We start from the raw sequence: 24,705 nt of genomic DNA on the forward strand, positions 1-24,705 counted from the left end.
CCTTTTTCGCCCAATGATTTTGCGGAGCTGGTGATGGCCGAACGTAAGGCGTCTGTCGAGCGCGACACTCTGGAAACCCAGATCAAAGCCTCGATCAACCTTGATGGCACCGGAAAGGCCCGATTCGATATCGGTGTTCCTTTTCTTGAGCACATGCTGGATCAGATCGCCCGTCACGGGTTGATCGACCTGGATATCCAATGCAAGGGCGATCTGCATATCGACGACCACCACACGGTGGAAGACGTCGGTATCACCCTCGGCCAGGCCTTCGCGCAAGCCATTGGCGACAAGAAAGGCATCCGTCGCTACGGCCACGCCTACGTGCCGCTCGATGAAGCGCTGTCGCGCGTGGTGATCGATTTCTCCGGCCGTCCGGGCCTGCAGATGCACGTACCTTACACCCGCGCCACTGTTGGCGGCTTCGACGTCGACCTGTTCCAGGAATTCTTCCAGGGCTTCGTCAACCACGCGCTGGTCAGCCTGCACATCGACAACCTGCGTGGCACCAACACCCACCACCAGATCGAAACCGTGTTCAAGGCTTTCGGCCGCGCCCTGCGCATGGCCGTCGAGCTGGACGAGCGCATGGCCGGCCAGATGCCTTCGACCAAAGGCGTCCTGTAATGCAGACGGTTGCAGTTATCGACTACGGCATGGGCAACCTGCACTCGGTGGCCAAGGCTCTCGAGCACGTCGGTGCCGGCAAGGTGCTGATCACCAGCGATGCGGCAGTGATCCGCGAAGCCGACCGCGTGGTTTTCCCCGGCGTCGGTGCGATTCGCGATTGCATGGCGGAGATCCGTCGCCTCGGTTTCGATTCGCTGGTGCGTGAGGTCAGCCAGGACCGTCCGTTCCTCGGCATCTGCGTCGGCATGCAAGCCTTGCTCGACAGCAGCGAAGAGAACGAGGGGGTCGACTGCATCGGCCTGTTCCCGGGCGCGGTGAAGTTTTTCGGCAAAGACCTGCACGAAGACGGCGAGCACCTGAAAGTCCCGCACATGGGCTGGAACGAGGTAAAGCAGAAGGTCAGCCACCCGCTGTGGCATGACATTCCGGACATGGCGCGTTTCTACTTCGTGCACAGCTTCTACATCGCTGCCGCCAATGCGCGGCAGGTGGTCGGCAGCGGTCATTACGGCGTCGATTTCGCCGCGGCGCTGGCCGAAGGTTCGCGGTTCGCCGTGCAGTTCCACCCGGAGAAGAGCCATACCCATGGCCTGCAACTGCTGCAGAACTTCGCGGCGTGGGACGGTCGCTGGTAAATGGCCGTCAAGAAGTCCAAACCGCCGATCCTGACCCTTACTCCCGAGCAGGAGAGCGAGGCCAACCGCAAGATTCAGCGGTTCATGGAGGATCGTTTCGAACTGGATCTGGGTTCGTTCGAAGCGGCGGAAATTCTTGAGCTGTTTACCCGCGAAATTGCTCCGCACTATTACAACAGGGCGATTTTCGATGTGCAGACCCACCTCAAGGAGCGGTTTGAAAGCATCGAAAGCGACCTGTGGGCGCTCGAGAAAAACTGATTTCCGAGCCAAGCTGAACATTCAAATTTGAAGGTTTGCCAGATGCTGATTATTCCCGCTATCGATCTCAAAGACGGTGCCTGCGTACGTCTGCGCCAGGGCCGCATGGAAGATTCCACAGTGTTCTCCGATGACCCGGTGAGCATGGCTGCCAAGTGGGTGGAGGGCGGTTGCCGTCGTCTGCATCTGGTCGACCTGAACGGCGCTTTCGAAGGCCAGCCGGTCAATGGTGAGGTGGTCACCGCGATTGCCAAGCGCTACCCGACCCTGCCGATCCAGATCGGCGGCGGCATTCGTTCGCTGGAAACCATCGAGCACTACGTCAAGGCGGGCGTCAGCTACGTGATCATCGGCACCAAAGCGGTGAAGGATCCGGCATTCGTCGCTGAGGCCTGCCGCGCGTTCCCGGGCAAGATCATTGTCGGCCTCGATGCAAAAGACGGTTTTGTCGCCACCGATGGCTGGGCTGAAATCAGCACCGTGCAGGTCATCGATCTGGCCAAACAGTTCGAAGCCGACGGTGTGTCCTCGATCGTTTATACCGACATCGCCAAAGACGGCATGATGCAGGGCTGCAACGTGCCGTTCACCGCCGCGCTGGCGGCTGCCACGAAGATCCCGGTAATCGCTTCCGGCGGCATTCACAATCTGGGTGACATCAAGTCGCTGCTCGACGCCAAGGCGCCGGGCATCATCGGCGCCATCACCGGCCGGGCGATTTACGAAGGCACTCTCGACGTCGCCGAAGCGCAAGCTTTCTGCGATTCGTACCAAGGCTGAGGACTGACCATGGCGCTGGCCAAACGCATCATCCCTTGCCTGGACGTGGACAACGGCCGGGTCGTCAAAGGTGTGAAGTTCGAAAACATCCGTGACGCCGGCGACCCGGTGGAAATCGCCCGTCGTTACGACGAACAGGGTGCCGACGAGATTACCTTTCTCGACATCACCGCCAGCGTCGATGGCCGTGACACCACGCTGCACACCGTCGAGCGCATGGCCAGCCAGGTGTTCATCCCGCTGACCGTCGGCGGTGGCGTGCGTACCGTGCAGGACATCCGCAACCTGCTCAACGCCGGTGCGGACAAGGTGTCGATCAACACCGCTGCCGTGTTCAACCCGGAATTCGTCGGCGAAGCGGCTCAGCATTTCGGTTCGCAGTGCATCGTCGTTGCCATCGACGCGAAGAAAGTGTCCGGCCCGGGCGAGACCCCGCGCTGGGAAATCTTCACCCACGGTGGCCGCAAGCCGACCGGCCTCGACGCGGTCGAGTGGGCGAAAAAAATGGAAGGCCTGGGTGCCGGTGAAATCCTCCTGACCAGCATGGATCAGGACGGCATGAAAAACGGCTTCGACCTCGGCGTGACCCGTGCCATCAGCGATGCGCTGGGCATTCCGGTGATCGCTTCCGGTGGCGTCGGCAACCTGCAGCATCTGGCTGACGGCATTCTTGAAGGCCATGCCAGTGCCGTGCTGGCGGCGAGTATTTTCCATTTCGGCGAATACACCGTGCAGGAAGCCAAGGCCTACATGGCACACCGCGGCATCGTGATGCGCTAGCAAGCGTCCCCTTTGGAGTTGTAGCTTCAAAGGGGCTGCAGGTCTGGTGAGTTAAAGCGTGTTGAACTGGTCAACCCTGATCTCTGACCTGTCATCTGATCGGTCATACGCAACACTGCATAGCGTGGCAGGCAAATCCTTTTTGAGACGATAGACTTCCATATACTCCGACGTTGGGCTGAATCCATCGGGGGCTTGACAGTCAGTGCTGCCGGATGGAGCGACTTTATAGGCGTACATTGTGCTTGCCCCTTCAGAAGCCTCCCCAATATAGGCGGGTCTTTTTTTCAGGCTGAGATCAGGACGCTGAACGATTTCGTCCTCAATCAGAACGATAGGCAGCGACAAGGCATTTCGTAATAGTCCTGGCGGCAACTCTGCCCTGGAAGAGTTTGTGCCAATGATGCAAAGGAAATAGCGCCCGGTTCTGGAACCTATCTTGGTATTGATGATGGCGTTTTCGGAACTGATCGCGGCGGAATAGTGCAAGGGGTTTTCGCATTGTTTTGCCACGCGTACTGTCTTGTGACGATAGAACGCTGTGTCGATCGAGAACCGGTAATCCCAAGTCGGTGCTATGGCATGGCCGCTTTCCGATATCTTGATTTTCTTGTATTTGGCGGAGGTTAGCCTATCTGTTTCTACATTGAATGTCGGATAGAGTTCGCAGTGATTTTCAAATAGAAAGCCAGACCGGAAGCAGCTTCTCAGGTGCGGTACGAGACTTCCGTAAAGATCCCCTTCGATTGCAGAGTAACCTTTTCTCGTTGGTATACAGGGTTCGTTCAGGTCGCAAGGAACTGCGGGCGGATGCTCGTTACCAGTGCCCACGACACCGATGATTTCATTGGTGTAGCGATCAAGCAGCGGTGCCCCTGAGACACCTCCTTTAATACTCTTGCAGCGAGTCTTGAAGTTGTTACGCCACACCCAGTCCCCTTCAATGATGTCCGGAGCGGATTTAAGTGTGCAGGCTGTCATTTCCAGCGTTCGATACTGTGGCGCTCCCACAACCAGAACCTCCGAATTGAGGGCTGGTGTGCCTGTGGCCAGTTTCAGAGGTTTTATCCCGTCCTCCATAAGTGTTTTCAGGCTGACATCAAGTTGGACGATGGCGATGTCGACACCTTGCATGCTGCGCCATTTCACGTTTTTCAGGTTGTAGGTTTTATGTTTTTCGGCATCGCCAAAGTAATTAAATGTCATGGTTCCTTGTATGGGTTGGTTTTGCATGATCTGGCCGTTGGACAAGTTGATGCAATGGCCAGCAGTCAGAACATAAGCCGGAGGGCGCTGGACGCCTGTTGTTTCCAGCGTATCAAGCAAGGTAGCGGTGCAAGTGTGGCCGGTCGTCAGGCGACCGATACCCTGCCAGTGATCGCGCGAGCCATCGCGGTTATCCAGGGGGATTGCAGGTAACAGACCCTTAACGCCTTCGCCGTAGTCGTGATTGGCCGCGATGCAGGAGGAAAAGAAGAGTCCTAATGTGCTGAACAACAGTAATTGGATTGAATACATCGTTAACGCTCTTGGGGTTATTGGTCAAAGCACAGCGGTGGTGCTGGATAACGCCAATAAGCCAGAGGTCAAGAGCGGCGCGGTGGTAGTTATGTACTACCCAAGGCTTGGTTTTCCAGGAATGGAAGACCTGATCGGTATGAAGTCATAACGCCAGTGGACAGCATGGCGTACCCAAGGCACTCTTGGGCACGCCATGGATTTCGGTAGCCCGACATGATCAAACGCCTGCTTCTCGCCCTCGCCAGTGCCTCCGTGTTGTTGATCAACACCGGCCACGCCGAAGAAAGTCCCGACACCGATCTGGTGCTCCTCACTGAAAACTTCCCGCCGTACAACATGGCGAAGAACGGCAAGAATTTCGCCCAGGACGAAAACATCAACGGCATCGCCACGGACATCGTGCGCGAGATGTTCAAGCGTGCCGGCATCACCTACAGCCTGACCCTGCGTTTCCCCTGGGAGCGGGTCTACAAGCTGGCGCTGGAAAACCCCGGATACGGTGCATTCGTCATGGCGCGCCTGCCGGATCGCGAAAAACTCTTCAGGTGGGTCGGCCCGATCGGCCCGGACGACTGGGTCATGCTGGCCAGGGCCGACAGCAAGATCACTCTGGAAACCCTCAATGATGCGCGCAAGTACAAGATTGGCGCCTACAAGGGCGATGCGATTGCCGAAACGTTGACCAAGCAGGGTCTGAAGCCGGTGGTGGTGCTGCGCGATCAGGACAACGCCAAAAAACTCGTCAGCGGCCAGATCGACCTGTGGGCCACAGGCGATCCTGCCGGGCGCTATCTGGCGCGGCAGGACGGTGTGACCGGGTTGAAAACCGTGCTTCGTTTCAACAGCGCCGAGCTGTATCTGGCCCTGAACAAGGACGTATCGGATGAAACCGTTGCCAGGCTTCAGGCTGCACTCGATCAGATGCGCAAGGACGGTGTGGTCGATGAGATCATGGGGCGGTATCTGTAATCACCGGTGATTCTGCCGGTGCTTGCAACTCTGTACGAGGCGCCGGAACCGGTTGTTTTTCAGGCTCGTTGTCTGGTTCAGGTGGGGTCTGTTTCTCGGGTTCTGTCTGCGCTTCCTTCGCCGGTTCCGGTTCGATCGGGTAGTCACTCAGATGCAGGCTATCCATATCGGTATAACTGAGATGGCCTTCCACAACCGAGCCATCTGCACGCAGCAGCCGGTAGTCGCTTTGCATCAGATAAACCGCCGCAAACCGTTTTCTCGCAACCAGGGCGATAACTTCAGACTCGGCGGAGTTCACCCATTCATAGGGTGCGGATTCGGTATTGCAGAAGCTGTCACCCAGCCTGGCGGAGCAGGTGATGGCTGACCGCGAAGCGGACATTGCCGACGACCATTGGCTGCCGATGTCGATACCCGTGTTGCGTGTGAACTTGCGCAACATTTCGTAGGACTGAGTACGGTTTGCCTTCCACTTGAACGCTTGGTGCGTGTCCGTGCTGTTTTGTCCCTGGCCGAGGAGCAAATAACGATCTGCTCTTTCCAGGTGGTAAAACGGTGAGGCCTGAAGTTGCGCAAGACTCGTCATTTCCGGGTCGCTGACCGCGAACCACGGCAGCCTGACCACCTGTGTGACCCTGGATGGCGTCAGGGCGGCGGAGGCATCCTGTCCGCTGAGGACCGGGGCGGTGGGGGGTGTCTCGACCTGAAGCGGGATCGGCATCCGCAGGGCGTACGCGGTGTTCGACGCCATGGGTCGGCTGTAACCGTTGGCGCCGATAAAGGTCCCGGGGGCAAAGTAGATCTCGCCGGCAGGTGCGGTCGGTGGCTTGATGCTCCAGGTGCTGAAATCGTGCTTGGCTCCGCTGCCCAGGTCACTCCAGATCAGGGCGCTGGCGCTGCTGGCGACCACCAGATCGGCCCTTACACAACGAACGGCGTTGAAGGAGGGTTTGCTGTTGTCGTTCGAGCACACCAGTCCCAGGGCTACGTAGCCTTCGGGCGGAATCGGCCGCCAGACGGAGCAGTCACCGTTAGCCCGCGAGCCTGTATCACTCCAGACCCGTTGATAGTCGTCGGGCCGGCTGAGTGCCTGGCCCTTACCGGTTCCTGCATTTTGCGGATCGCCCTCGCGAACGACGGCCACCACCCGTTTTTCGTTGACGCTGTCTCGTCCGGAAACGACGAGATCGCCCAGAGGAAAATAGCCGGGAAGCAGGTCAGGCGCCGGTGTCGGGCGCCAGAAGCTGCCAGGTTTTGACTTTGAGCCAGCGTTGTCCCAGATCCTGTGAAACTCCGTGGTGAAGTTGATCAGCAGGTTTTCAACCGTGATGGGTTCCATTTGCCGAGTGGGCAATTTGAGATTGTCTAGGGTGTTCATGATTGATCCCGATAGAAAAGCGGCTCAATGTCGCCGCGACGGGTCTCAATATCCGGGTTGGAGGAAGGGGGCTTGCAGTATCTATCTATAGTTTCGTGACAGGTTGTTACCGATAGATTCCGTCTTTGCCATGAGCGGCCGTGGCACGATTGCTGCGCACGCTGATCATCTGTCTGATGTCGATCCACTCGATGCCCTGGGCTTTCAGTTTGGGCAACTCACGCTCCAGCACCGCCAGCGTTTGTGGATACGGATGGCCGATCATCACCGCCGAACCCTGCTTGCGGGCCAGGCTGATCGCCGTCTGCAACTGAGTGAAGATCGCCTCTTCGGTCCGCTCGTCATCGAGAAATACATCCCGCGAAACACTTGCCAGATCGATCTTCTGCGCTTGCTGCGCGGCGACGGTCCGGGCGCTGGTGCGGCTGTCGACGAAGAACTTGTGGTGGCGCTGCAGCTCTCCCATCAACCACGCCATCGCCAAAGGTTGTGCGGTCATGCGGCTGCCCATGTGGTTGTTGATGCCGGCGGTGTAAGGGACCATTTTGAACGCGGCATTCAGCCGTTTTTCGAGTTCTTCGACGGGCAGTTCGGGGTGCCAGGCGAACGGGCCGGTGGCCGGGTCCATCGGCATGTGCAGGATGACGATCTTGCCGGCACGATGGGCTTCGCGGGCGAACTCGGTGGCGTGCGGGGTGTCGGGCATGATCGCGGTGGTGACCGGCCCGGGGAGGGCCAGCACGCGACGGTCCCGGGGCAGGTTCTGCCCCAGGTCGTCGATGATCAGTGTCAGATAGGCTTTTTGAGGTGTTGGTCTGGCAGGTTCTGCGTGAGCAGCACCCGCCAGACAGCACAGCAGGGCGAAGAGGAAGCGCAACGACATCCTCAACGGCCGGAGGTGATGCTCAGGCCTTTGAGCAGGCTCAGGGCCTGTGCCAACTGGTAGTCGTCGTCCTGCGGCATGGCTTTCGGTTTGCCGCCAGAGCCGGTCGGTCTGTCCGCGCCGCCGTTGCCGTTGCCCAGGTGACCCTGCAGGTCGGCTTCCTTGAAGTAGTCGCTGTCCGCCTCGTTGGTGATCTTGGCCCGACGTACTTCGATGTCCGGGACGATGCCCTGGGCCTGGATCGAGCGGCCGTTCGGCGTGAAGTACAGCGCCGTGGTGATCTTCAGCGCGCGATCGTTGTTCAGCGGCAGCACGGTCTGCACCGAGCCCTTGCCGAAACTGGTGGTGCCCATGACCACGGCGCGTTTCTGATCCTGCAGGGCGCCGGCGACGATTTCCGAGGCCGAGGCGCTGCCACCATTGATCAGCACAACCATCGGCACGGCTTCGCTTTCGTCCTTGCCGGTGGCGGAGAAGCGCAGTTCGGAGTTGGCGATCCGGCCCTTGGTGTAGACGATCAGGCCTTTGGTGATGAAGTGGTCGACCACTTCGACCGCTGCCTGCAATACGCCGCCCGGGTTGTTGCGCAGGTCGAGGATGATGCCTTTGAGCTTCTTGCCATTGTCCTTGCGCAGCTTGGCCAGGGCCCTGGAGACCTCTTCGCCGGTCTTGACCTGGAACTGGGTGATGCGGATCAGGCCGTAGCCCGATTCAAGCAGTTGCGCCTTGACGCTCTTCACCTGAATCACGGCGCGGGCCAGGGTCACGTCGAACGGCGTGCCGCCATCGCGCACCAGGGTCAGGGTGATTTTCTGGCCGATCTTGCCGCGCATCTTGTCCACGGCTTCGGTCATGGTCTGGCCGCGGGTTGGCGCGCCGTTGATCTTGACGATGAAGTCGCCGGCCTGGATGCCGGCCTTCGATGCTGGTGTATCGTCGATTGGCGAAACGACCTTGATGAAGCCGTCTTCGGCGCCGACTTCGATGCCCAGGCCGCCGAACTCACCGCTGGTGCTTTCCTGCAACTCGGCGAAGTCTTCAGGGCCGAGGTAGGCGGAGTGCGGATCGAGGTTGCTGAGCATGCCCTTGATCGCATTCTCCAGCAGGGTCTTGTCGTCCACCGGCTCGACATAGGCGGCCTTGATCCGGTCCATGACCTCGGCAAAGGTGCGCAGCTCCTCCAGCGGCAACGGCGCCTTGGAAGTCGCGGCAGTACCTGCCGGAGCGACGGCCGGGGCCGGTTGAGCGGCGAACGCCAGAGGCGCGCCGATCACCAGGGCGATCGTCAGGGCCAGCGAGGTAAGGCGGGACAAATGCAGCATGTCGAACGAACTCCTAAAGTTGGTGACTCAACGCCTATCCTTGCGCGCGGCACCATTGCGCCGGATCACTCGGGTGACCCTGCTGACGAATTGCGAAATACAGCGCTGGTGTGTTCTGGCCGCCACTGTTACCCACAGTGGAGATGGACTCACCGGCTTTTACCACGTCACCGGCCGACTTCAGCAGCGTCTGGTTGTGACCGTACAGACTCAGAAAACCGTTGCCGTGGTCAAGGATCACCAGCAGCCCGGCACCGCGCAGCCAATCGGCGAACACCACGCGCCCGCCGTGTACAGCATGTACCTGACTGCCGGCGGAGGCGCTGATCATCACGCCGTCCCACTTGGTGCGGGCATCGTCGCCACGGGTTTCGCCGAAGCGTGCCAGCAGTCGACCATCAACCGGCCATGGAAGTTTTCCCCGACTTGATGCAAAAGGGCCGCCGAAGGTCTCACCGCCGCTGGACACCAGGGCGCCGGACGTCGATCTGACCGGTTTGCGTGGGGCGTCGGAGTTTTGCGCCTCGGCCTCACGCAAGCGCTTTTTTTCGGCTTCCTGCTGGGCGATGAGCGCTTTCTGTCGCGCTTCTTCGGCCTCACGAGCCTGGCGGGCCAGGGTTTCTTCAATGGTTTTAAGGACTTTAGACAGGTCTGCCTGATCCTGCTCGCGGGCGGCCAGTTTCTGGTCCCGGGCTTTCACGTCGTCATTGAGTTTGGCAAGGGCCTGCTGGCGCTCCTTGCGGACCTTGTCGAGCGCTTCGCGCTGAGTGTCGAGATCGCTTTGCTGCGCCAGCAACTGCGCCTGCTGCAAGCCGATGTCCTTTTCGACACTGGCCAGCTGGCGCAGGGTTTCGTTGAAGCTTTTCAACTGCTCCAGGCGAGCCTGGCTCAGGTAATCGTAATAGGTGAGGGTGCGGGCGAATTTCTCGGGATTCTGCTGGTTGAGCAGCAGCTTGAGGTATTCCTGGCGACCGTTCTGGTAGGCGGCGCGGGCCTGGATGGCAATCAGTCTTTGCTGTTCAGTGCGCGCGCTCTGAAGTTTTTTTTTCTCCGCATCGAGCCGCTGCAGCTCGGATTCGCTCTTCTTGAGCTCTTTCTGCAGGGCTTCGACCTGCTTCTCGAGCTTGCCCATCTCGGTTTCGGTGCCCTTGAGCTCCTTTTGCACCCCGGACCTTTCTTCCTGGAGCTTGCCCAGCAGTTTTTTCAGCTCGGCAATGTCCTGGCGCGTGGCGTCCAGTTGCTGTTGGGTTTGCGCGCGCTCATCCGCGAAGGCCGGTTGGAGCAGGCATGTCAGAGCGAGGGCGATCAGGACGCGAAGCATAGAGGCGGGCGGCACCAGGGTAAGGGACGGCCTAGTATGCCCGCCCGACGCGGCAAAAAAAACGCCCAATTGGGACTGTGTGATAACTGGGGCAAGCGACAGGCCGAATTCCATTTCGAAAACTCCATAAACCACTGTGGGAGCTGGCTTGCCAGCGATGGCGTCTGAACATTCAACATCGTTGTTGGCTGTCAGATTGCTATCGCTGGCAAGCCGCTCCCACAGGGTTTGCGGTGTTTTTGACGGGCGATTACACCAGAATCGAAGTGCCCGTCATTTCCGCCGGTTTTTCCAGGCCCAGCAGTTTCAGCATGGTCGGCGCCACGTCCGCCAGCACGCCGCCTTCGCGGACTTTCAGGTCGCGCTTGCCGACATAGATGAACGGCACCGGCTCGGTGGTGTGCGCGGTATGCGCCTGTCCGGTGGATTCGTCGGCCATCTGCTCGACGTTGCCGTGGTCGGCGGTGATCAGTGCTTCGCCGCCGACTTTTTCCAGGGCATCGACGATACGTCCCACGCAGGTATCCAGGCACTCCACGGCTTTCACGGCGGCTTCGAACACGCCGCTATGGCCGACCATGTCGCCGTTGGCGTAGTTGACCACGATCACGTCGTAGCGCTGGTTCTCGATGGCCTCGACGATGCGATCGGTGACTTCCGGCGCGCTCATTTCCGGCTGCAAGTCGTAGGTAGCGACTTTCGGCGACGGGATCAGGATGCGCTCTTCGCCCGGGAACGGTTCTTCGCGACCGCCGGAGAAGAAGAAGGTCACGTGGGCGTATTTCTCGGTTTCAGCGATACGCAGCTGGGTCTTGCCGTTTTTCGCCAGGTAGTCGCCGAGCACGTTTTCCAGGCTGCCCGGGGCAAAGGCTGCGGGAGCCGGAATGCTGGCGGCATATTGAGTCAGGCCCACGTACTGCACGTTTGGCTGGCGTGCGCGTTCGAACTCCTTGAAACCGTCTTCGACAAACACACGGCTCAGCTCGCGGGCGCGGTCGGCGCGGAAGTTCATGAACACCACGGCGTCGCCGTCTTCGACTGTCACCGGCTCACCGATGCTGGTGGCCTTGACGAATTCGTCGCTCTCGCCACGGGCGTAAGCGGCTTCCAGACCTTCCTGGGCGGTGGCGGCGTTGAATTCGCCCTTGCCGTCGACGATCAGGTTATAGGCCTGAGCCACGCGATCCCAACGGTTGTCGCGATCCATGGCGTAGTAGCGGCCGATCAGGCTGGCGATGCGGCCCTTGCCGAGGGCCTGGAAGGTCGCGTCGAGCAGTTCGATCGACGAGGCAGCGCTTTTCGGCGGCGTGTCACGGCCGTCGAGGAAGGCGTGCAGGTAGATTTTTTCGGCGCCGCGCTTGAACGCCAGTTCGGCCATGGCGATCAAGTGATCCTGGTGGCTGTGAACCCCGCCGTCCGACAGCAGGCCCATGAAATGCACGGCCTTGCCGGCGGCCACAGCCTTGTCCACGGCAGCGCAGATGGTCGGGTTCTCGAAGAACTCGCCGTCGCGGATCGCTTTGGTCACACGGGTGAAGTCCTGATACACCACGCGCCCGGCGCCGAGGTTCATGTGGCCGACTTCAGAGTTGCCCATCTGGCCGTCCGGCAGGCCGACGTCCATGCCGCTGCCCGAGATCAAGCCGTTCGGCACGGTGGCCCACAGGCGATCCAGCACAGGCTTTTTGGCCGCATAGACGGCGTTGGATTCGGGGCTGTCGCTGTGACCGAAGCCGTCGAGAATCATCAGGACCAAAGGTTTAGGCGTGGTAGTCATGGAATCCACTCGTGGCTGATTAAGAAGGGGGCGATGGAAAAGGGAGTTGGAGTTTAAAGCGAAGTTCCGGCGGCGTCACCGCCGGACGGGGTTTGGCCGACCATAGTGGCTGTGTATACTGGCCGACATTTTAACGCCCTGGAACCTCCTTCGATGGTTGCTCACCTGATTGAATTTGCCACTAACCACTACATTCTTGTCGGTATCTTCGTCGTACTGCTGGCTTTGCTGCTGGCGCATACGGTGCAGGGCGGCGGTAAAAGCCTGAGCACGGGCGAGCTGACCGCACTGGTCAACAAGGAAGCCGGCGTGGTGGTGGACATCCGTCCGAGCAAGGACTACGCCGCCGGTCACATCGTTGGCGCGGTGAACATTCCCCAGGACAAACTGGCCGCCCGTATCGGCGAGCTGGAAAAGCACAAGGCCAAGACCATCATTCTGGTCGACGCCCTGGGCCAGACCGCCGGTACCCACGCCCGCGAGCTGATGAAGGCCGGCTTCACCGCCGCCAAGCTGTCCGGCGGGATTTCCAGCTGGAAAGGCGACAACCTGCCGTTGGTGAAGTGACATGAGCGACGTCATCGTCTACTCCAGCGATTACTGCCCTTACTGCTCGCGCGCCAAGTACCTGCTCGCGAACAAAGGCGTGGCCTTCGAAGAGATCAAGGTCGATGGCAAGCCGCAGGTGCGCGCCGCCATGGCCCAGAAGGCCGGACGCACGTCCGTGCCGCAGATCTGGATCGGCGACACCCATGTCGGCGGATGTGATGATTTGTATGCCCTGGAGCGCGCCGGCAAGCTCGACGCGCTGCTCAAGGCCTGACCTGCTGACACGTAAAGCCCCCTAAAAGACCCAAGATCAGAAAGGATCTGAGATGACTGACCAACAGAACACTGCAGCCAGCGAAGAAGAAACCGCACCGCAATTCTCCTTGCAGCGCATCTACGTACGCGACCTGTCCTTCGAAGCCCCGAAAAGCCCGGCGATCTTCCGCCAGCAGTGGGACCCGGCGGTCGCTCTGGATCTGAACACCCGCCAGAAAGCCCTGGAAGGTGATTTCTACGAAGTCGTGCTGACCCTGTCCGTCACCGTGAAAAACGGTGAAGAAGTGGCCTTCATCGCTGAAGTGCAACAGGCCGGTATCTTCCTGATCAAGAACCTGGACGCGGCTTCGATGAGCCACACCCTGGGTGCGTTCTGCCCGAACATCCTGTTCCCGTACGCGCGCGAAACCCTGGACAGCCTGGTGACCCGTGGTTCGTTCCCGGCCCTGATGCTGGCCCCGGTGAACTTCGACGCCCTGTACGCGCAAGAGCTGCAGCGCATGCAGGAATCCGGCGAGACCCCGACCGTTCAGTAAGCGGTCGATGCCACAACGAAAAAAGCGCCGTTACAGGCGCTTTTTTCTTGGGCGGTGATCGTTCCCACGCAGTGGGAACGATCAGAGAATGGAGTGTCATTTGAAGTCGTTCTGCCGCCACGCTTCGTAAACGGCCACTGCCACGGTGTTGGACAGGTTCAGGCTGCGGCAGCCTTCGCGCATCGGCAGGCGCAGGCGCTGTTCGCCGGGCAGGGCATCGAGCACTTCCGGCGGCAGGCCACGGCTTTCCGGGCCGAAAATGAACGCATCGCCGGGGACGAACGCGGCATCGTGAAACGGCCGCGAACCCTTGGTGGTGAAGGCGAACAACCGTGGATGGCCGAGGCTTTCCAGGCAACTGGCGAGGTCGGCATGGCGCTGCAAGGTGGCATACTCGTGGTAGTCGAGACCGGCGCGGCGCAGGCGCTTGTCGTCCATCTCGAAGCCCAGCGGTTCGATCAAATGCAGGTGGCAGCCGCTGTTGGCGCACAGCCTGATAACGTTTCCGGTGTTCGGCGGAATTTCCGGTTGAAAAAGGATGACGTGAAACATGCACGGCTCCGAAGGTAAAGATGACGCGCATTCTACGCCGCAAGCGGATCCGCGTTCGAAACTATTCCTGCGGGTGATGGCTTCACTGGCGATCGTCGGTGTGATGGTCGGGATGATGATCGGCCGTTTGACCACGCCTGACCCAAGCGTCTTGCAACAGGTCGAGGTGATCGATGGCGGTCTGGCGGTCTGGTTCAACAACGAGCCCAAGCTGCACGGCGAGATCGTCGATGGCAGCATTGCATTGCTGTTCGAGGCCGAAGGCCAGGCGCAGAAAGGCCAGCTCAAGTTCAACGGCAAGGACGTGAACTGGCGGACGCGGTTGAGTGACGGGGGATTGTTGCTGACGCTGGTGGCGGCGCGGCCGCTGCAGGGCGAATGGGCCGGCCAGGCGGTCGATGACCGCTGGCGGCTGGAGATCCATCTCCGGGAGCAATAAAAGAGGGAATCCCCGGCCTGCCTGTACCAAGGTTCCCGAAACGGGCGGGCTCATCGCAGTGCGTTCTGAGCCGGTGTAAAGAAGGAACCCATGACCTGCCTGTATCAAGGGCCCCAAAAGGGTGGACTCGATGAGTCCGGTGTAAAGAGGGGAATCCCCGGCCTGCCTGTACCAAGGCCCCCGAAAGGGTGGGTGAATCGAATCACCTGATGGAGTTATTGCAGGGCGCGTGCCAGTTTTTATCGTTTTGAAACAAAAAGCCCGACACAATGCCGAAGGCCCCGTAATACGGGGCCTTCGTCTTTTTACAGGATGGAATTTTCAGGGTGTTTTAGAGCAGGCCTTAACCAGCTCCCGTGCCCGATTAAGGGTCACGGTGCCTTGCGGCGGTGCAGGCTGGCGCTGAATCTCAGCCTTCATCGCCCTCATCGTCATCCCCGCCATCGACCTTCATGCCGAGTTCCTTGATCTTGCGGGTCAAGGTATTCCGGCCCCAGCCCAGCAGCACGGCCGCGTCGCGACGACGCCCGGCGGTGTGCTTCAGAGCCGTCTCGATCATGATCCGCTCGAACGCCGGCACCGCGCTGTCGAGCAGGCTCGACTGACCGCGCGCCAGGGCCTGATCGGCCCACTGGCGCAGCGCCTGTTCCCAGTTGGTCACCGGCGCCGAGTCCTGTGGCAGGCTCAGCAATTCCGGCGGCAGGTCGCTGATGTGCACCTCGCGCCCGGACGCCATCACGGTGATCCAGCGGCAGGTGTTTTCCAGCTGCCGCACGTTGCCCGGCCACGGCAGGTTTTTCAGGTATTCCTCGGTCTCGCTTTTCAGCAGCTTCGGCTCCACCGCCAGTTCCTGCGCGGCGCGGCTGAGGAAGTGCTTGGCCAGGGTCGGGATGTCTTCACGACGGTCCGACAGGCGCGGGATGTGGATGCGGATCACGTTGAGGCGGTGGAACAAGTCCTCACGGAATTTCCCGGCGTGAACCAGGGTTTCCAGATTCTGGTGAGTCGCGGCGATGATCCGCACATCGACCTTGACCGGCACGTGCCCGCCAACGCGATAGAACTCGCCATCGGCCAGCACCCGCAGCAGGCGAGTCTGGGTGTCCGCCGGCATGTCGCCGATTTCATCGAGGAACAGCGTGCCGCCGTCGGCCTGCTCGAAGCGGCCGCGACGCAGGTTGGCCGCACCGGTGAACGCGCCTTTTTCGTGGCCGAACAGTTCGGATTCCATCAGGTCTTTAGGGATCGCCGCCATGTTCAGCGCGATGAACGGCGAGGCCGCACGCGGGCTGTGGCGGTGCAGGGCGTGGGCCACCAGTTCTTTACCGGTGCCGGATTCGCCGTTGATCAGCACGGTGATGTTGGAGTGGCTCAAGCGCCCGATGGCGCGAAACACTTCCTGCATCGCCGGCGCTTCGCCGATGATTTCCGGGGTGCGGGTCAGAGTCGGAGCGACTTCCAGGCCTTGTTGTTCCTGGGCGTGCTGATTGGCGCGCTTGACCAGCGACACCGCTTCATCGACGTCGAACGGCTTGGGCAGGTACTCGAACGCGCCACCCTGATAGGAGGCGACAGCGCTGTCCAGATCGGAATGAGCGGTCATGATGATCACCGGCAGCCGCGGGTGCTGCTCGCGGATCCGTGCCAGCAGGTCCAGGCCACTGGCGCCGGGCATGCGGATGTCGGAGATGATCACGTCCGGCTGCTGGCGCGCGAGGCGGCTCATCACGCCATCGGCGCTGTCGAAGCTCTGGGTGGTCATGCCTTCCTGTTGCAGGGCTTTTTCCAGAACCCAACGGATAGAACGGTCGTCATCGACGATCCACACGGTTTCACTACGGCTCATGTCGATGTGGCTCCTTGTTCCAGTGGCAGAAAGATCGAAAACGTGGTGTGGCCGGGGTGGCTGTCACACTCGATCAGGCCCTGGTGCTGGCTGATGATGTTCTGGGTGATGGCCAGGCCGAGCCCGGTACCGTCCGGACGGCCGCTGACCATGGGAAAAAAGATGGTTTCCTGGAGTTCCGCCGGAATGCCCGGGCCGTTGTCGATGATCTCGATCTTGGTCACCAGGCGATGGCGGATGTGGCCGATGGTGAACTGGCGCATGGCGCGGGTACGCAGGCTGATGCGGCCCAGGCGCAGCTCGTTCTGGCTGCTGATGGCCTGCATCGCGTTGCGCACGATGTTCAGCACCGCCTGAATCATTTGTTCGCGGTCGATCAGGACGTCGGGAATGCTCGGGTCGTAATCGCGCACCAGCGTGATGCAGCCCTGGCTTTCGGCCTCGACCAATTGGCAGACGCGCTCCAGCACTTCGTGGACGTTGCACAGGGCCAGCGACGGCAGTTTGTTCGAGCCGAGCATGCGGTCGACCAGATTGCGCAGGCGATCGGCCTCTTCGATGATCACGTTGGTGTAGTCGCGCAGGCTGTCTTCCGGCAGTTCCCGGGCCAGCAGTTGCGCGGCACCGCGGATGCCGCCCAGCGGATTCTTGATCTCGTGGGCCAGGCCGCGCACCAGCATCTTGCTGGTTTCCTGCTTCGACAGCTGTGCTTCTTCCTTGGTGATCCGCAACAGGCGGTCACGGGGATGGACCTCCAGCAGGAGCAGGGTCGCGCCGTTGCTGAGAATCGGCGTCACCGCGTAATCCACCGTCAGGGTCTGGCCGGTGAGGGCGGTGAGCATCGCTTCGCGCTTGGTGAACGGGTGCGCCTGTTCCACCGCCTGGCGCAACGAGTTGAGCGCCTCGGTGGACTCGGTGAACAGCTCGCTGATGAACTGCCCATGGCTGCGCTGACCGCTGATGGCCAGCAGCATCTCCGCCGCCGGGTTCATGTACTCGAGGCGCAATTCGCTGTCGAGCAGGATGGTGGCGGTGGTCAGGTTGTCGAGTAGCAAGCGATGCAGTGCGTCACTGATGGTCATGAGGACCTCTTTTGGAGCATGGCGCGCGCAGGGATACAGCGCTGATGCGAGGAAAATGCAAAAACCAAACCAAGGCTCCGAAAAGAAGCGTTCAACCCCTGAAACGGGCGTTTGACGCTCGTTTGCGTGGCAATCAAACCGCTCTGGCGGGTACTTTCGAACCAAAATGGGTTGGAATGTGAGTACGGTGCAGGGCCGAGCACCAATATAGTGCGCAAAACTGAGCGGCGTCAGAAGAAACGCAGGAAAGGATTTTTCGGTTCGGCGGGTTTGTCTTTCAGCGGGCATTCCGGGCGCACGCCGTAGTCGGCGCTGACGCACGGTTTGACCTGACGCTTCTGTGCCAGGGAAATACGCTGCATGTGGAACGGCTGGTTGGCGGTTTTTTCCACGGTTCGGCCTTGGGCATCAAGGATTTCCACCGACAGGTTGTGGCTGCCACGATCAATGTTGCTCAGCGGGAACACCGGGCTCAGACCGGGTTCGCCGACGGCCTGGCCGTCCAGCAGCAGGCGATACCGATGACCTTTTCGCAGGCCCGGCTCGCTGGTGACGCTGACGATCAGCTCGCCGGCGCTGCTGCGAATGGTTGCGTCCGGCTCGGGGATCAGCACACGTAGCATGTCGTAGCGGAGCGGCGGCTCTGCTGGTTGCTTCGACGGTGTGACGGGTGCGGCACCGGCCGGGTTCGAGGCCATGCGATTGCTGGTGGTCAGCGGCACACGCTTCGCATTCCCGCGTGGCTGATCGGTATAGACCCGATTGCCCTGTGCGTCGATGTAAGTGAACACCTCGGCCGATGCGCCAAACGCGCTCAGCCACAGGCACAAGGCAATCAATCCTCGCGTCATGGCTTGTGCACCCGTTGCACGGTGAACACCACCGCCGGGCTCTGCTGAATGATCGCCCCGCCATCGATCACCTGCACTGCCAGCCGATGCTCGCCGCGATCAATATTGACCAGTTGCAGGATCGGTACATTGCTCGCCTGGCCATAAGGCGCGTCGTCCAGCAGCAGGCGCAATTGATGCGGAGGTTGCAGGCGCGGCTTGATCAGCACGCTGACGGTGAAGGTGCCGTTGTTGGCACGCAGGGCCTCTTCGGTGGGCAGGCCGGTCAGCGCCAGCACGTCATAGGCATTGCGCGCTGGCGCACGGCTGGGGGTGACTGAAGAGGGCGCGCTCGGTGCCTGAGGCTGGACGCTGTTGAGCGGCGGCAACTCCACCGGCTGCGCCTGCACCCCATCCGGCGCGTGATCGCTGTACACCGTGTTGCCGCTGGCATCGGTGTACTTGTAGATCTGCGCTGATGCGGTGCACGCGCAAGTCAGCAACAGAATGAACAGCAATGGCCGCATTCGGACGTCCTGTGAGCAGCGGATATCACTCCGACAATGGAATACCCTCGCCGCCAGCATAGAACACAACCAGTTCTACGGGTTCATCACCAGTGACGCCGCGATGGTCGCGGTTGACCATTTCGGCAACGGCCTCTCCCTGCTTGAAACTCTGGCTGCGGCCATCGTCCCGGCTTTCGATCGTCAGTTCGCCGGAAAGAATGTAGGCGGCGTTGGGGATCGGGTGGGTGTGCCACTGGAGCTGGGTATTGGCGGGGATTCTGAGTTTGAGCACTGACAGTTCGGGGGCGGCGTCGGGATAGCGCAGGTAAGGGGTTCCGTCCCACGAGGTGCTGCTTTCAAGCAAGAGCTTGCGTTGTGTCTGCTCGGGTTCGTCGGCGGAGGTGCAACCCAGCAGGGTCAGAACTGGCAATGTGGCCAGCAGTGTCTTGAAGAGGCAGTGTTTCATCGTGTTATTCCTCGAATGGTCGTAAGAGGAAAAGGCTACGGGGTGGTCACGAGGATTGATGCCGGACGATGCGCAATCTGCTCGCGTATTTGGGGATTGAGGCTGTCGGAATCTGCCTCAAAAAAAAGGCCTCCCGAAGGAGGCCTCTTTTTGTCACGCCGCGTAGCGCGGCGCTACCGGATCAGCAGCTGTAGTACAGCTCATATTCCAGTGGGTGTACGAAGGTGCGGACCTTGATTTCTTCTTCGGATTTCAGCGCGATGTAAGCGTCGATGAAGTCGTCGGAGAACACGCCACCCTTGGTCAGGAACGCGCGGCCCTTGTCCAGCTCTTCCAGGGCTTCTTTCAGGCTGCCGCAAACTTGCGGGATCTCTTTCGCCTCTTCAGGTGGCAGGTCGTACAGGTTCTTGTCGGCAGCATCGCCTGGGTGGATCTTGTTCTGGATGCCGTCCAGACCGGCCATCAGCAGCGCTGCGAAAGCCAGGTACGGGTTGGCGGCCGGATCCGGGAAGCGGGCTTCGATACGACGGCCTTTAGGGCTGTTGACGTAAGGGATACGGATCGAGGCAGAACGGTTGCGAGCCGAGTAGGCCAGCATCACCGGCGCTTCGAAACCTGGTACCAGGCGCTTGTAGGAGTTGGTAGACGGGTTGGTGAAGCCGTTCAGGGCCTTGCCGTGCTTGATGATACCGCCGATGAAGTACAGGGCGGTTTCGGACAGGCCGGCATAGCCTTCGCCAGCGAAGGTGTTCTTGCCGTCTTTGGCGATGGACATGTGCACGTGCATGCCCGAACCGTTGTCGCCGTACAGAGGCTTCGGCATGAAGGTCGCGGTGCGGCCGTAAGCGTCGGCTACGTTGTGTACAACGTATTTCAGCGTCTGAACTTCGTCAGCTTTCTTCACCAGGGTGTTGAACTTGACACCGATTTCGTTCTGACCGGCAGTTGCCACTTCGTGGTGGTGAACTTCAACGGTCTGGCCCATCTCTTCCAGTGCGTTGCACATGGCGGTACGGATTTCGTGGTCGTGGTCGAACGGCGGAACCGGGAAGTAGCCGCCTTTCACGCCTGGACGGTGGCCCTTGTTGCCGCCTTCCACGTCCTGGTCGGACATCCACGAACCTTGTTCGGAGAAGATCTTGAACATCGAACCGGAGATGTCGGACTTGAACTTCACTTCGTCGAAAATGAAGAATTCCGGCTCTGGACCGGCGAAGACGGTGTCACCGATACCGGTGGTCTTCAGGTATTCTTCGGCGCGGTGGGCGATGGCGCGCGGGTCGCGATCGTAGCCTTGCATGGTCGAAGGTTCGATGATGTCGCAGACCAGGATCAGGGTCGGCTCTTCGGTGAACGGGTCCAGAACGGCGGTTTCGTCGTCCGGCAGCAGGATCATGTCGGAGGCTTCGATGCCTTTCCAGCCAGCGATGGAGGAACCGTCGAACATCTTGCCAACTTCGAAGAAGTCGTCTTCCAGCGCATCGCGAGCCGGCATGGTCACGTGGTGCTGAGTGCCTTTTGTGTCCGTGAAGCGCAGATCAATCCACTTGACGTCATGATCTTTGATGAGTTGAACCGACTTCGACATAGTGTCCTCCGGGTGAATTAGGGCGGGTAGTGGATGCCCTTAATAGTGGTGATGCCGGCGCGAATACTCTGCCAAGGCAACCTGCCTCACAAGGGAGCAAATTGCATGCCAGTGCCCCAGCATGGGTTTTTTGCCCCAAATTCACGCTTCTAAAGGTTGAAAGAGCCTTGGCGGCGAAAATCTCGCCCTTTAATGTAGCGCTCAAATTGAAAAATGACCCGTTTTGGTGCGCGCAAAACCTTCTGCACATTAACTGGTTAAACCTTGAGCAATTTCCGCTATAATCCGCGCCCCCCTTTTTCGGCTGGCCCTGCGCGCGCTGTTTTCATGAAACTAATCGTAAAAGTCTTCCCCGAGATCACCATCAAAAGCCGACCTGTCCGGACGAAATTCATCCGCCAGCTGGCCAAGAACATCCGCACCGTGCTCCGCGACCTGGACCCGGCCGTGGTGGTGAACGGTGTGTGGGACAATCTCGAGCTGGAAACCCGCGTCACCGACCCCAAGGCCCTGAAAGAAATGGGCGAACGGCTGACGTGCATGCCGGGCATTGCGCACTTTCTGCAGATCGACGAGTACCCGCTGGGCGACTTCGACGACATCACCGAGAAGTGCAAGCAGCACTACGGTGACGCACTGGCCGGGAAGATCTTCTCGGTACGCTGCAAGCGTGCAGGCAAGCATGCGTTCAGCTCGATGGACGTCGAAAAATACGTCGGCAGCAAGCTGCGCCGTGAGTGCGGTGCCGCCGGTATCGATCTGAAACAGCCGGAAATCGAAGTCCGCATCGAAGTTCGCGACAAACGGTTGTTCGTGATCCACAGCCAGCACAATGGCATCGGCGGCTACCCGCTCGGTGCGCTGGAACAGACGCTGGTGCTGATGTCCGGTGGCTTTGACTCGACGGTTGCCGCGTACCAGATCCTGCGTCGCGGCCTGATGACGCACTTCTGCTTCTTCAATCTGGGCGGTCGTGCCCATGAATTGGGCGTGATGGAAGTCGCGCATTTCATCTGGAAGAAGTACGGCAGCTCGCAACGCGTGCTATTTGTCAGTGTCCCGTTCGAAGAAGTGCTGGGCGAAATTCTCGGCAAGGTCGACGACAGTCATATGGGCGTCGTATTGAAGCGTATGATGTTGCGCGCAGCGTCGAGCATTGCCGAACGCCTGCACATCGATGCGCTGGTCACCGGTGAAGCGATTTCCCAGGTGTCGAGCCAGACGTTGCCGAACCTGTCGGTCATCGATTGCGTCACCGACAAACTGGTTCTGCGGCCGCTGATCGTCGCCCACAAGCAGGACATCATCGACACGGCCGACCAGATCGGTACCGGTGATTTTGCCCGGCACATGCCGGAATACTGCGGCGTCATCTCGGTCAACCCCAAGACCGCCGCCAAGCGTGGCCGGGTCGAGCACGAAGAGCAGGAATTCGACATGGCGGTGCTCGAGCGTGCGCTCGCAAACGCCAGACTGGTGCCGATCGATCGGGTGATCGACGAATTGGGCCAGGATTTGCAGATCGAAGAAGTCAGCGAAGCGCTGGCCGGTCAGATCGTCATCGACATCCGTCACCCGGATGCCGCCGAGGATGACCCGCTGGAACTCGCCGGCATAGAGGTACAGACGATGCCGTTCTACGCAGTGAACGCTCGTTTCAAGGAACTGGACCCTACTCGCCAGTACCTGCTGTATTGCGACAAAGGCGTGATGAGTCGCCTGCATGCCCACCATTTGCTCAGTGAGGGGCATGCCAATGTGCGCGTTTATCGACCGAGCTAAGTGCCCGGGGCTGTTTGCCTGTGGCCTGCGTCACCGGCCCCCCGACACCGCCGTCAAGCTGTAACGGCCATGCCGGACACTACTGTCAATCGCTGCCAAGACTTGTCAGCAAACCGAATCCTCTGATCGAGATACACAAGTGATCGAAAATCTACGCAACATCGCCATCATTGCCCACGTTGACCATGGTAAGACCACCCTGGTAGACAAACTCCTGCGTCAATCCGGCACCCTGGAGCGCAACGAGCTCAACGACGAGCGCGTGATGGACTCCAACGACCAGGAAAAAGAGCGCGGCATTACCATTCTGGCGAAAAACACCGCCATCAACTGGAACGGCTACCACATCAACATCGTGGACACCCCGGGCCACGCCGACTTCGGCGGCGAAGTTGAGCGCGTTATGTCCATGGTTGACTCCGTGCTGCTGCTGGTCGACGCCCAGGACGGCCCTATGCCGCAAACCCGTTTCGTGACCAAGAAGGCTTTCGAAGCCGGCCTGCGTCCAATCGTGGTCATCAACAAGGTTGACCGTCCGGGCGCGCGTCCTGACTGGGTTCTGGACCAGATCTTCGATCTGTTCGACAACCTGGGCGCCACCGAAGAACAACTGGACTTCCAGGTTGTTTACGCTTCGGCCCTGAACGGCATCGCCGGTCTGGACCACACCGCCATGGGCGAAGACATGACCGCGCTGTACCAGGCGGTAGTCGACCACGTTCCGCCTCCGGCTGTTGACCGTGACGGCCCGTTCCAGATGCAGATCTCCGCTCTGGACTACAACAGCTTCCTGGGTGTTATCGGTGTTGGCCGTATCGCTCGTGGTCGGGTCAAGCCGAACACCCCGGTTGTCGCTATCAGCGCCGACGGCAAGCGCCGCAACGGTCGTATCCTGAAGCTGATGGGTCACCACGGTCTGCACCGCATTGACGTTGAAGAAGCTGCAGCCGGCGACATCGTCTGCATCAGCGGTTTCGACGAGCTGTTCATCTCCGACACCCTGTGCGACATCAACAACGTCGAGGCGATGAAGCCGCTGACCGTTGACGAGCCAACCGTTTCCATGACCTTCCAGGTAAACGACTCGCCATTCTGCGGTAAAGAAGGCAAGTTCGTGACCTCCCGTAACATCAAGGATCGTCTGGACAAAGAGCTGCTGTACAACGTTGCACTGCGCGTTGAAGAAGGCGACTCGGCTGACAAGTTCAAGGTTTCCGGCCGTGGTGAGCTGCACCTCTCGGTACTGATCGAAACCATGCGTCGCGAAGGCTTCGAGCTGGCCCTTGGCCGTCCTGAAGTGATCATCCGTGAAGTTGACGGCGTGAAGCAGGAACCGTTCGAAAACGTAACCATCGACATCCCTGAAGAGTCCCAGGGCAAGGTCATGGAAGAAATGGGTCTGCGTAAAGGCGACCTGAGCAACATGGTGCCGGATGGCAAGGGCCGTGTTCGTCTGGAATACAACATCCCTGCTCGCGGTCTGATCGGTTTCCGTAACCAGTTCCTGACCCTGACCAACGGTGCTGGCATCCTGACCTCGATCTTCGACCGTTACGCTCCAGTGAAGTCGGGCCACATGTCCGGCCGTCAGAACGGCGTTCTGGTTTCGGTTGAAACCGGCAAGGCGCTGACCTACTCCCTGGAAACCCTGCAGGCTCGTGGCAAGCTGTTCGTAGAACACGGCCAGGAGATCTACAACGGTCAGATCGTTGGTCAGAACTCCCGTGACAACGACCTGGGTGTGAACCCGACCAAAGGCAAGAAGCTCGACAACATGCGTGCTTCGGGTAAAGACGAAACCATCGCTCTGGTCCCACCTGTTCGCTTCACCCTGGAACAGGCTCTGGAATACATCCAGGAAGACGAGCTGTGCGAAGTCACTCCTAAGTCCATCCGTCTTCGCAAGAAGATCCTGGACGAAAGCGAGCGTACCCGCGCTGCCAAGAAAGCCAAGGCGTAATTTAGCCCAGGCTTGAAAAAACGCCCCCGG

The 24,705-nt window shown here is 60.0% G+C and carries 25 protein-coding genes; 12 read left to right on the plus strand and 13 right to left on the minus strand.

Annotation, left to right across the window (positions count from 1 at the left end; translation table 11 throughout):
• The first annotated feature begins 33 nt into the window (after positions 1 to 33).
• From hisB to hisF, 5 genes are read left to right on the plus strand one after another with little or no spacing between them, the layout of a single operon-like run.
• The gene (gene hisB / locus ACKJSM_RS05145) at positions 34 to 627 is read left to right on the plus strand and encodes an imidazoleglycerol-phosphate dehydratase HisB (RefSeq protein WP_039764670.1); all 594 of its coding nucleotides are present in this window, start codon (positions 34 to 36) and stop codon (positions 625 to 627) included.
• Positions 627 to 1,265, plus strand: coding sequence for an imidazole glycerol phosphate synthase subunit HisH (gene hisH / locus ACKJSM_RS05150; RefSeq protein WP_236182875.1), 639 nt, complete (start codon positions 627 to 629; stop codon positions 1,263 to 1,265). The genes hisB and hisH overlap by 1 nt, the downstream gene beginning before the upstream one ends.
• Positions 1,266 to 1,526 carry a DUF2164 domain-containing protein gene (locus ACKJSM_RS05155; RefSeq protein WP_011332018.1) on the plus strand — a complete coding sequence of 87 codons (261 nt, stop codon included), beginning with the start codon at positions 1,266 to 1,268 and terminating at the stop codon, positions 1,524 to 1,526.
• A 42-nt stretch (positions 1,527 to 1,568) separates the two neighbouring features.
• Positions 1,569 to 2,306, plus strand: coding sequence for a 1-(5-phosphoribosyl)-5-[(5-phosphoribosylamino)methylideneamino]imidazole-4-carboxamide isomerase (gene hisA, locus ACKJSM_RS05160; protein WP_003220753.1), 738 nt, complete (start codon positions 1,569 to 1,571; stop codon positions 2,304 to 2,306).
• A 9-nt stretch (positions 2,307 to 2,315) separates the two neighbouring features.
• A complete protein-coding gene (hisF, locus tag ACKJSM_RS05165; protein ID WP_007897430.1) occupies positions 2,316 to 3,086 on the plus strand; it encodes an imidazole glycerol phosphate synthase subunit HisF in 771 nt (256 codons plus the stop codon).
• Between the two features lie 51 nt (positions 3,087 to 3,137).
• Here hisF and ACKJSM_RS05170 read toward each other — a convergent pair whose 3' ends face one another.
• A complete protein-coding gene (locus ACKJSM_RS05170; protein WP_236182876.1) occupies positions 3,138 to 4,604 on the minus strand; it encodes a trypsin-like serine peptidase in 1,467 nt (488 codons plus the stop codon).
• 216 nt (positions 4,605 to 4,820) lie between these two features.
• Between ACKJSM_RS05170 and ACKJSM_RS05175 the strand changes: the two genes are divergently transcribed.
• Complete coding sequence (locus ACKJSM_RS05175) at positions 4,821 to 5,576, plus strand: substrate-binding periplasmic protein (RefSeq protein ID WP_236182877.1); 756 nt, start codon at positions 4,821 to 4,823, stop codon at positions 5,574 to 5,576.
• Here the strand turns inward: ACKJSM_RS05175 and ACKJSM_RS05180 are convergent.
• From ACKJSM_RS05180 to gpmI, 5 genes are all read right to left on the minus strand, one after another.
• Entirely contained in the window at positions 5,557 to 6,957 is a 1,401-nt protein-coding gene (locus tag ACKJSM_RS05180; protein WP_410236824.1) for a Vps62-related protein, read from the minus strand. The two genes, ACKJSM_RS05175 and ACKJSM_RS05180, sit on opposite strands and share 20 nt — an antisense overlap.
• Positions 6,958 to 7,063: 106 nt before the next feature.
• Positions 7,064 to 7,840: a divergent polysaccharide deacetylase family protein gene (locus ACKJSM_RS05185; protein ID WP_410236825.1), complete on the minus strand. Its 777-nt coding sequence runs from the start codon at positions 7,838 to 7,840 to the stop codon at positions 7,064 to 7,066.
• A gap of 2 nt (positions 7,841 to 7,842) precedes the next feature.
• On the minus strand, positions 7,843 to 9,162 hold the full coding sequence (locus tag ACKJSM_RS05190; RefSeq protein ID WP_410236826.1) for a S41 family peptidase: 1,320 nt from the start codon (positions 9,160 to 9,162) through the stop codon (positions 7,843 to 7,845).
• Between the two features lie 34 nt (positions 9,163 to 9,196).
• Positions 9,197 to 10,483, minus strand: a complete 1,287-nt coding sequence (locus ACKJSM_RS05195; protein WP_236182881.1) for a murein hydrolase activator EnvC family protein — start codon at positions 10,481 to 10,483, stop codon at positions 9,197 to 9,199.
• A 250-nt stretch (positions 10,484 to 10,733) separates the two neighbouring features.
• Positions 10,734 to 12,260 (minus strand): 2,3-bisphosphoglycerate-independent phosphoglycerate mutase, encoded by a 1,527-nt coding sequence (gene gpmI, locus ACKJSM_RS05200; protein WP_410236827.1) that lies wholly within the window; start codon positions 12,258 to 12,260, stop codon positions 10,734 to 10,736.
• A 153-nt stretch (positions 12,261 to 12,413) separates the two neighbouring features.
• Here gpmI and ACKJSM_RS05205 point away from each other — a divergent pair, with 153 nt between their 5' ends.
• From ACKJSM_RS05205 to secB, 3 genes are read left to right on the plus strand one after another with little or no spacing between them, the layout of a single operon-like run.
• The gene (locus ACKJSM_RS05205; RefSeq protein ID WP_007952524.1) at positions 12,414 to 12,827 is read left to right on the plus strand and encodes a rhodanese-like domain-containing protein; all 414 of its coding nucleotides are present in this window, start codon (positions 12,414 to 12,416) and stop codon (positions 12,825 to 12,827) included.
• 1 nt (position 12,828) lies between these two features.
• Positions 12,829 to 13,083: a glutaredoxin 3 gene (gene grxC, locus ACKJSM_RS05210; RefSeq protein WP_007952522.1), complete on the plus strand. Its 255-nt coding sequence runs from the start codon at positions 12,829 to 12,831 to the stop codon at positions 13,081 to 13,083.
• Positions 13,084 to 13,135: 52 nt separating this feature from the next.
• A complete protein-coding gene (gene secB, locus ACKJSM_RS05215; RefSeq protein ID WP_007909233.1) occupies positions 13,136 to 13,621 on the plus strand; it encodes a protein-export chaperone SecB in 486 nt (161 codons plus the stop codon).
• Between the two features lie 96 nt (positions 13,622 to 13,717).
• Here secB and ACKJSM_RS05220 read toward each other — a convergent pair whose 3' ends face one another.
• Positions 13,718 to 14,173 (minus strand): tRNA (cytidine(34)-2'-O)-methyltransferase, encoded by a 456-nt coding sequence (locus ACKJSM_RS05220; RefSeq protein ID WP_007952520.1) that lies wholly within the window; start codon positions 14,171 to 14,173, stop codon positions 13,718 to 13,720.
• On the opposite strand from ACKJSM_RS05220, the gene ACKJSM_RS05225 reads away from it, so the two are divergent.
• Positions 14,172 to 14,612: a hypothetical protein gene (locus tag ACKJSM_RS05225; RefSeq protein WP_410236828.1), complete on the plus strand. Its 441-nt coding sequence runs from the start codon at positions 14,172 to 14,174 to the stop codon at positions 14,610 to 14,612. The genes ACKJSM_RS05220 and ACKJSM_RS05225 overlap by 2 nt on opposite strands.
• A 409-nt stretch (positions 14,613 to 15,021) precedes the next feature.
• Here ACKJSM_RS05225 and ntrC read toward each other — a convergent pair whose 3' ends face one another.
• The 6 genes from ntrC to glnA form a co-directional block, all read right to left on the minus strand.
• Positions 15,022 to 16,458, minus strand: coding sequence for a nitrogen regulation protein NR(I) (gene ntrC, locus ACKJSM_RS05230; protein ID WP_007952518.1), 1,437 nt, complete (start codon positions 16,456 to 16,458; stop codon positions 15,022 to 15,024).
• Positions 16,455 to 17,540: a nitrogen regulation protein NR(II) gene (gene glnL / locus ACKJSM_RS05235; protein WP_236182520.1), complete on the minus strand. Its 1,086-nt coding sequence runs from the start codon at positions 17,538 to 17,540 to the stop codon at positions 16,455 to 16,457. The genes ntrC and glnL overlap by 4 nt, the downstream gene beginning before the upstream one ends.
• A gap of 230 nt (positions 17,541 to 17,770) precedes the next feature.
• Positions 17,771 to 18,391 (minus strand): DUF4124 domain-containing protein, encoded by a 621-nt coding sequence (locus tag ACKJSM_RS05240; RefSeq protein ID WP_410236829.1) that lies wholly within the window; start codon positions 18,389 to 18,391, stop codon positions 17,771 to 17,773.
• Positions 18,388 to 18,897: a DUF4124 domain-containing protein gene (locus tag ACKJSM_RS05245; protein ID WP_410236830.1), complete on the minus strand. Its 510-nt coding sequence runs from the start codon at positions 18,895 to 18,897 to the stop codon at positions 18,388 to 18,390. The genes ACKJSM_RS05240 and ACKJSM_RS05245 overlap by 4 nt, the downstream gene beginning before the upstream one ends.
• Before the next feature lie 25 nt (positions 18,898 to 18,922).
• Complete coding sequence (locus ACKJSM_RS05250; protein WP_236182517.1) at positions 18,923 to 19,345, minus strand: cupin domain-containing protein; 423 nt, start codon at positions 19,343 to 19,345, stop codon at positions 18,923 to 18,925.
• Between the two features lie 181 nt (positions 19,346 to 19,526).
• Positions 19,527 to 20,933, minus strand: coding sequence for a glutamate--ammonia ligase (gene glnA, locus ACKJSM_RS05255; RefSeq protein WP_236182516.1), 1,407 nt, complete (start codon positions 20,931 to 20,933; stop codon positions 19,527 to 19,529).
• Between the two features lie 327 nt (positions 20,934 to 21,260).
• Here glnA and thiI point away from each other — a divergent pair, with 327 nt between their 5' ends.
• Together thiI and typA are read left to right on the plus strand one after the other, a co-directional pair.
• The gene (gene thiI / locus ACKJSM_RS05260; protein ID WP_011332034.1) at positions 21,261 to 22,715 is read left to right on the plus strand and encodes a tRNA uracil 4-sulfurtransferase ThiI; all 1,455 of its coding nucleotides are present in this window, start codon (positions 21,261 to 21,263) and stop codon (positions 22,713 to 22,715) included.
• A gap of 139 nt (positions 22,716 to 22,854) precedes the next feature.
• Positions 22,855 to 24,675, plus strand: coding sequence for a translational GTPase TypA (typA, locus tag ACKJSM_RS05265; protein ID WP_236182515.1), 1,821 nt, complete (start codon positions 22,855 to 22,857; stop codon positions 24,673 to 24,675).
• Positions 24,676 to 24,705: the final 30 nt, after the last annotated feature.

The organism is Pseudomonas sp. PHC1, assembly GCF_046487845.1.
Classification (GTDB): domain Bacteria; phylum Pseudomonadota; class Gammaproteobacteria; order Pseudomonadales; family Pseudomonadaceae; genus Aquipseudomonas; species Aquipseudomonas sputi.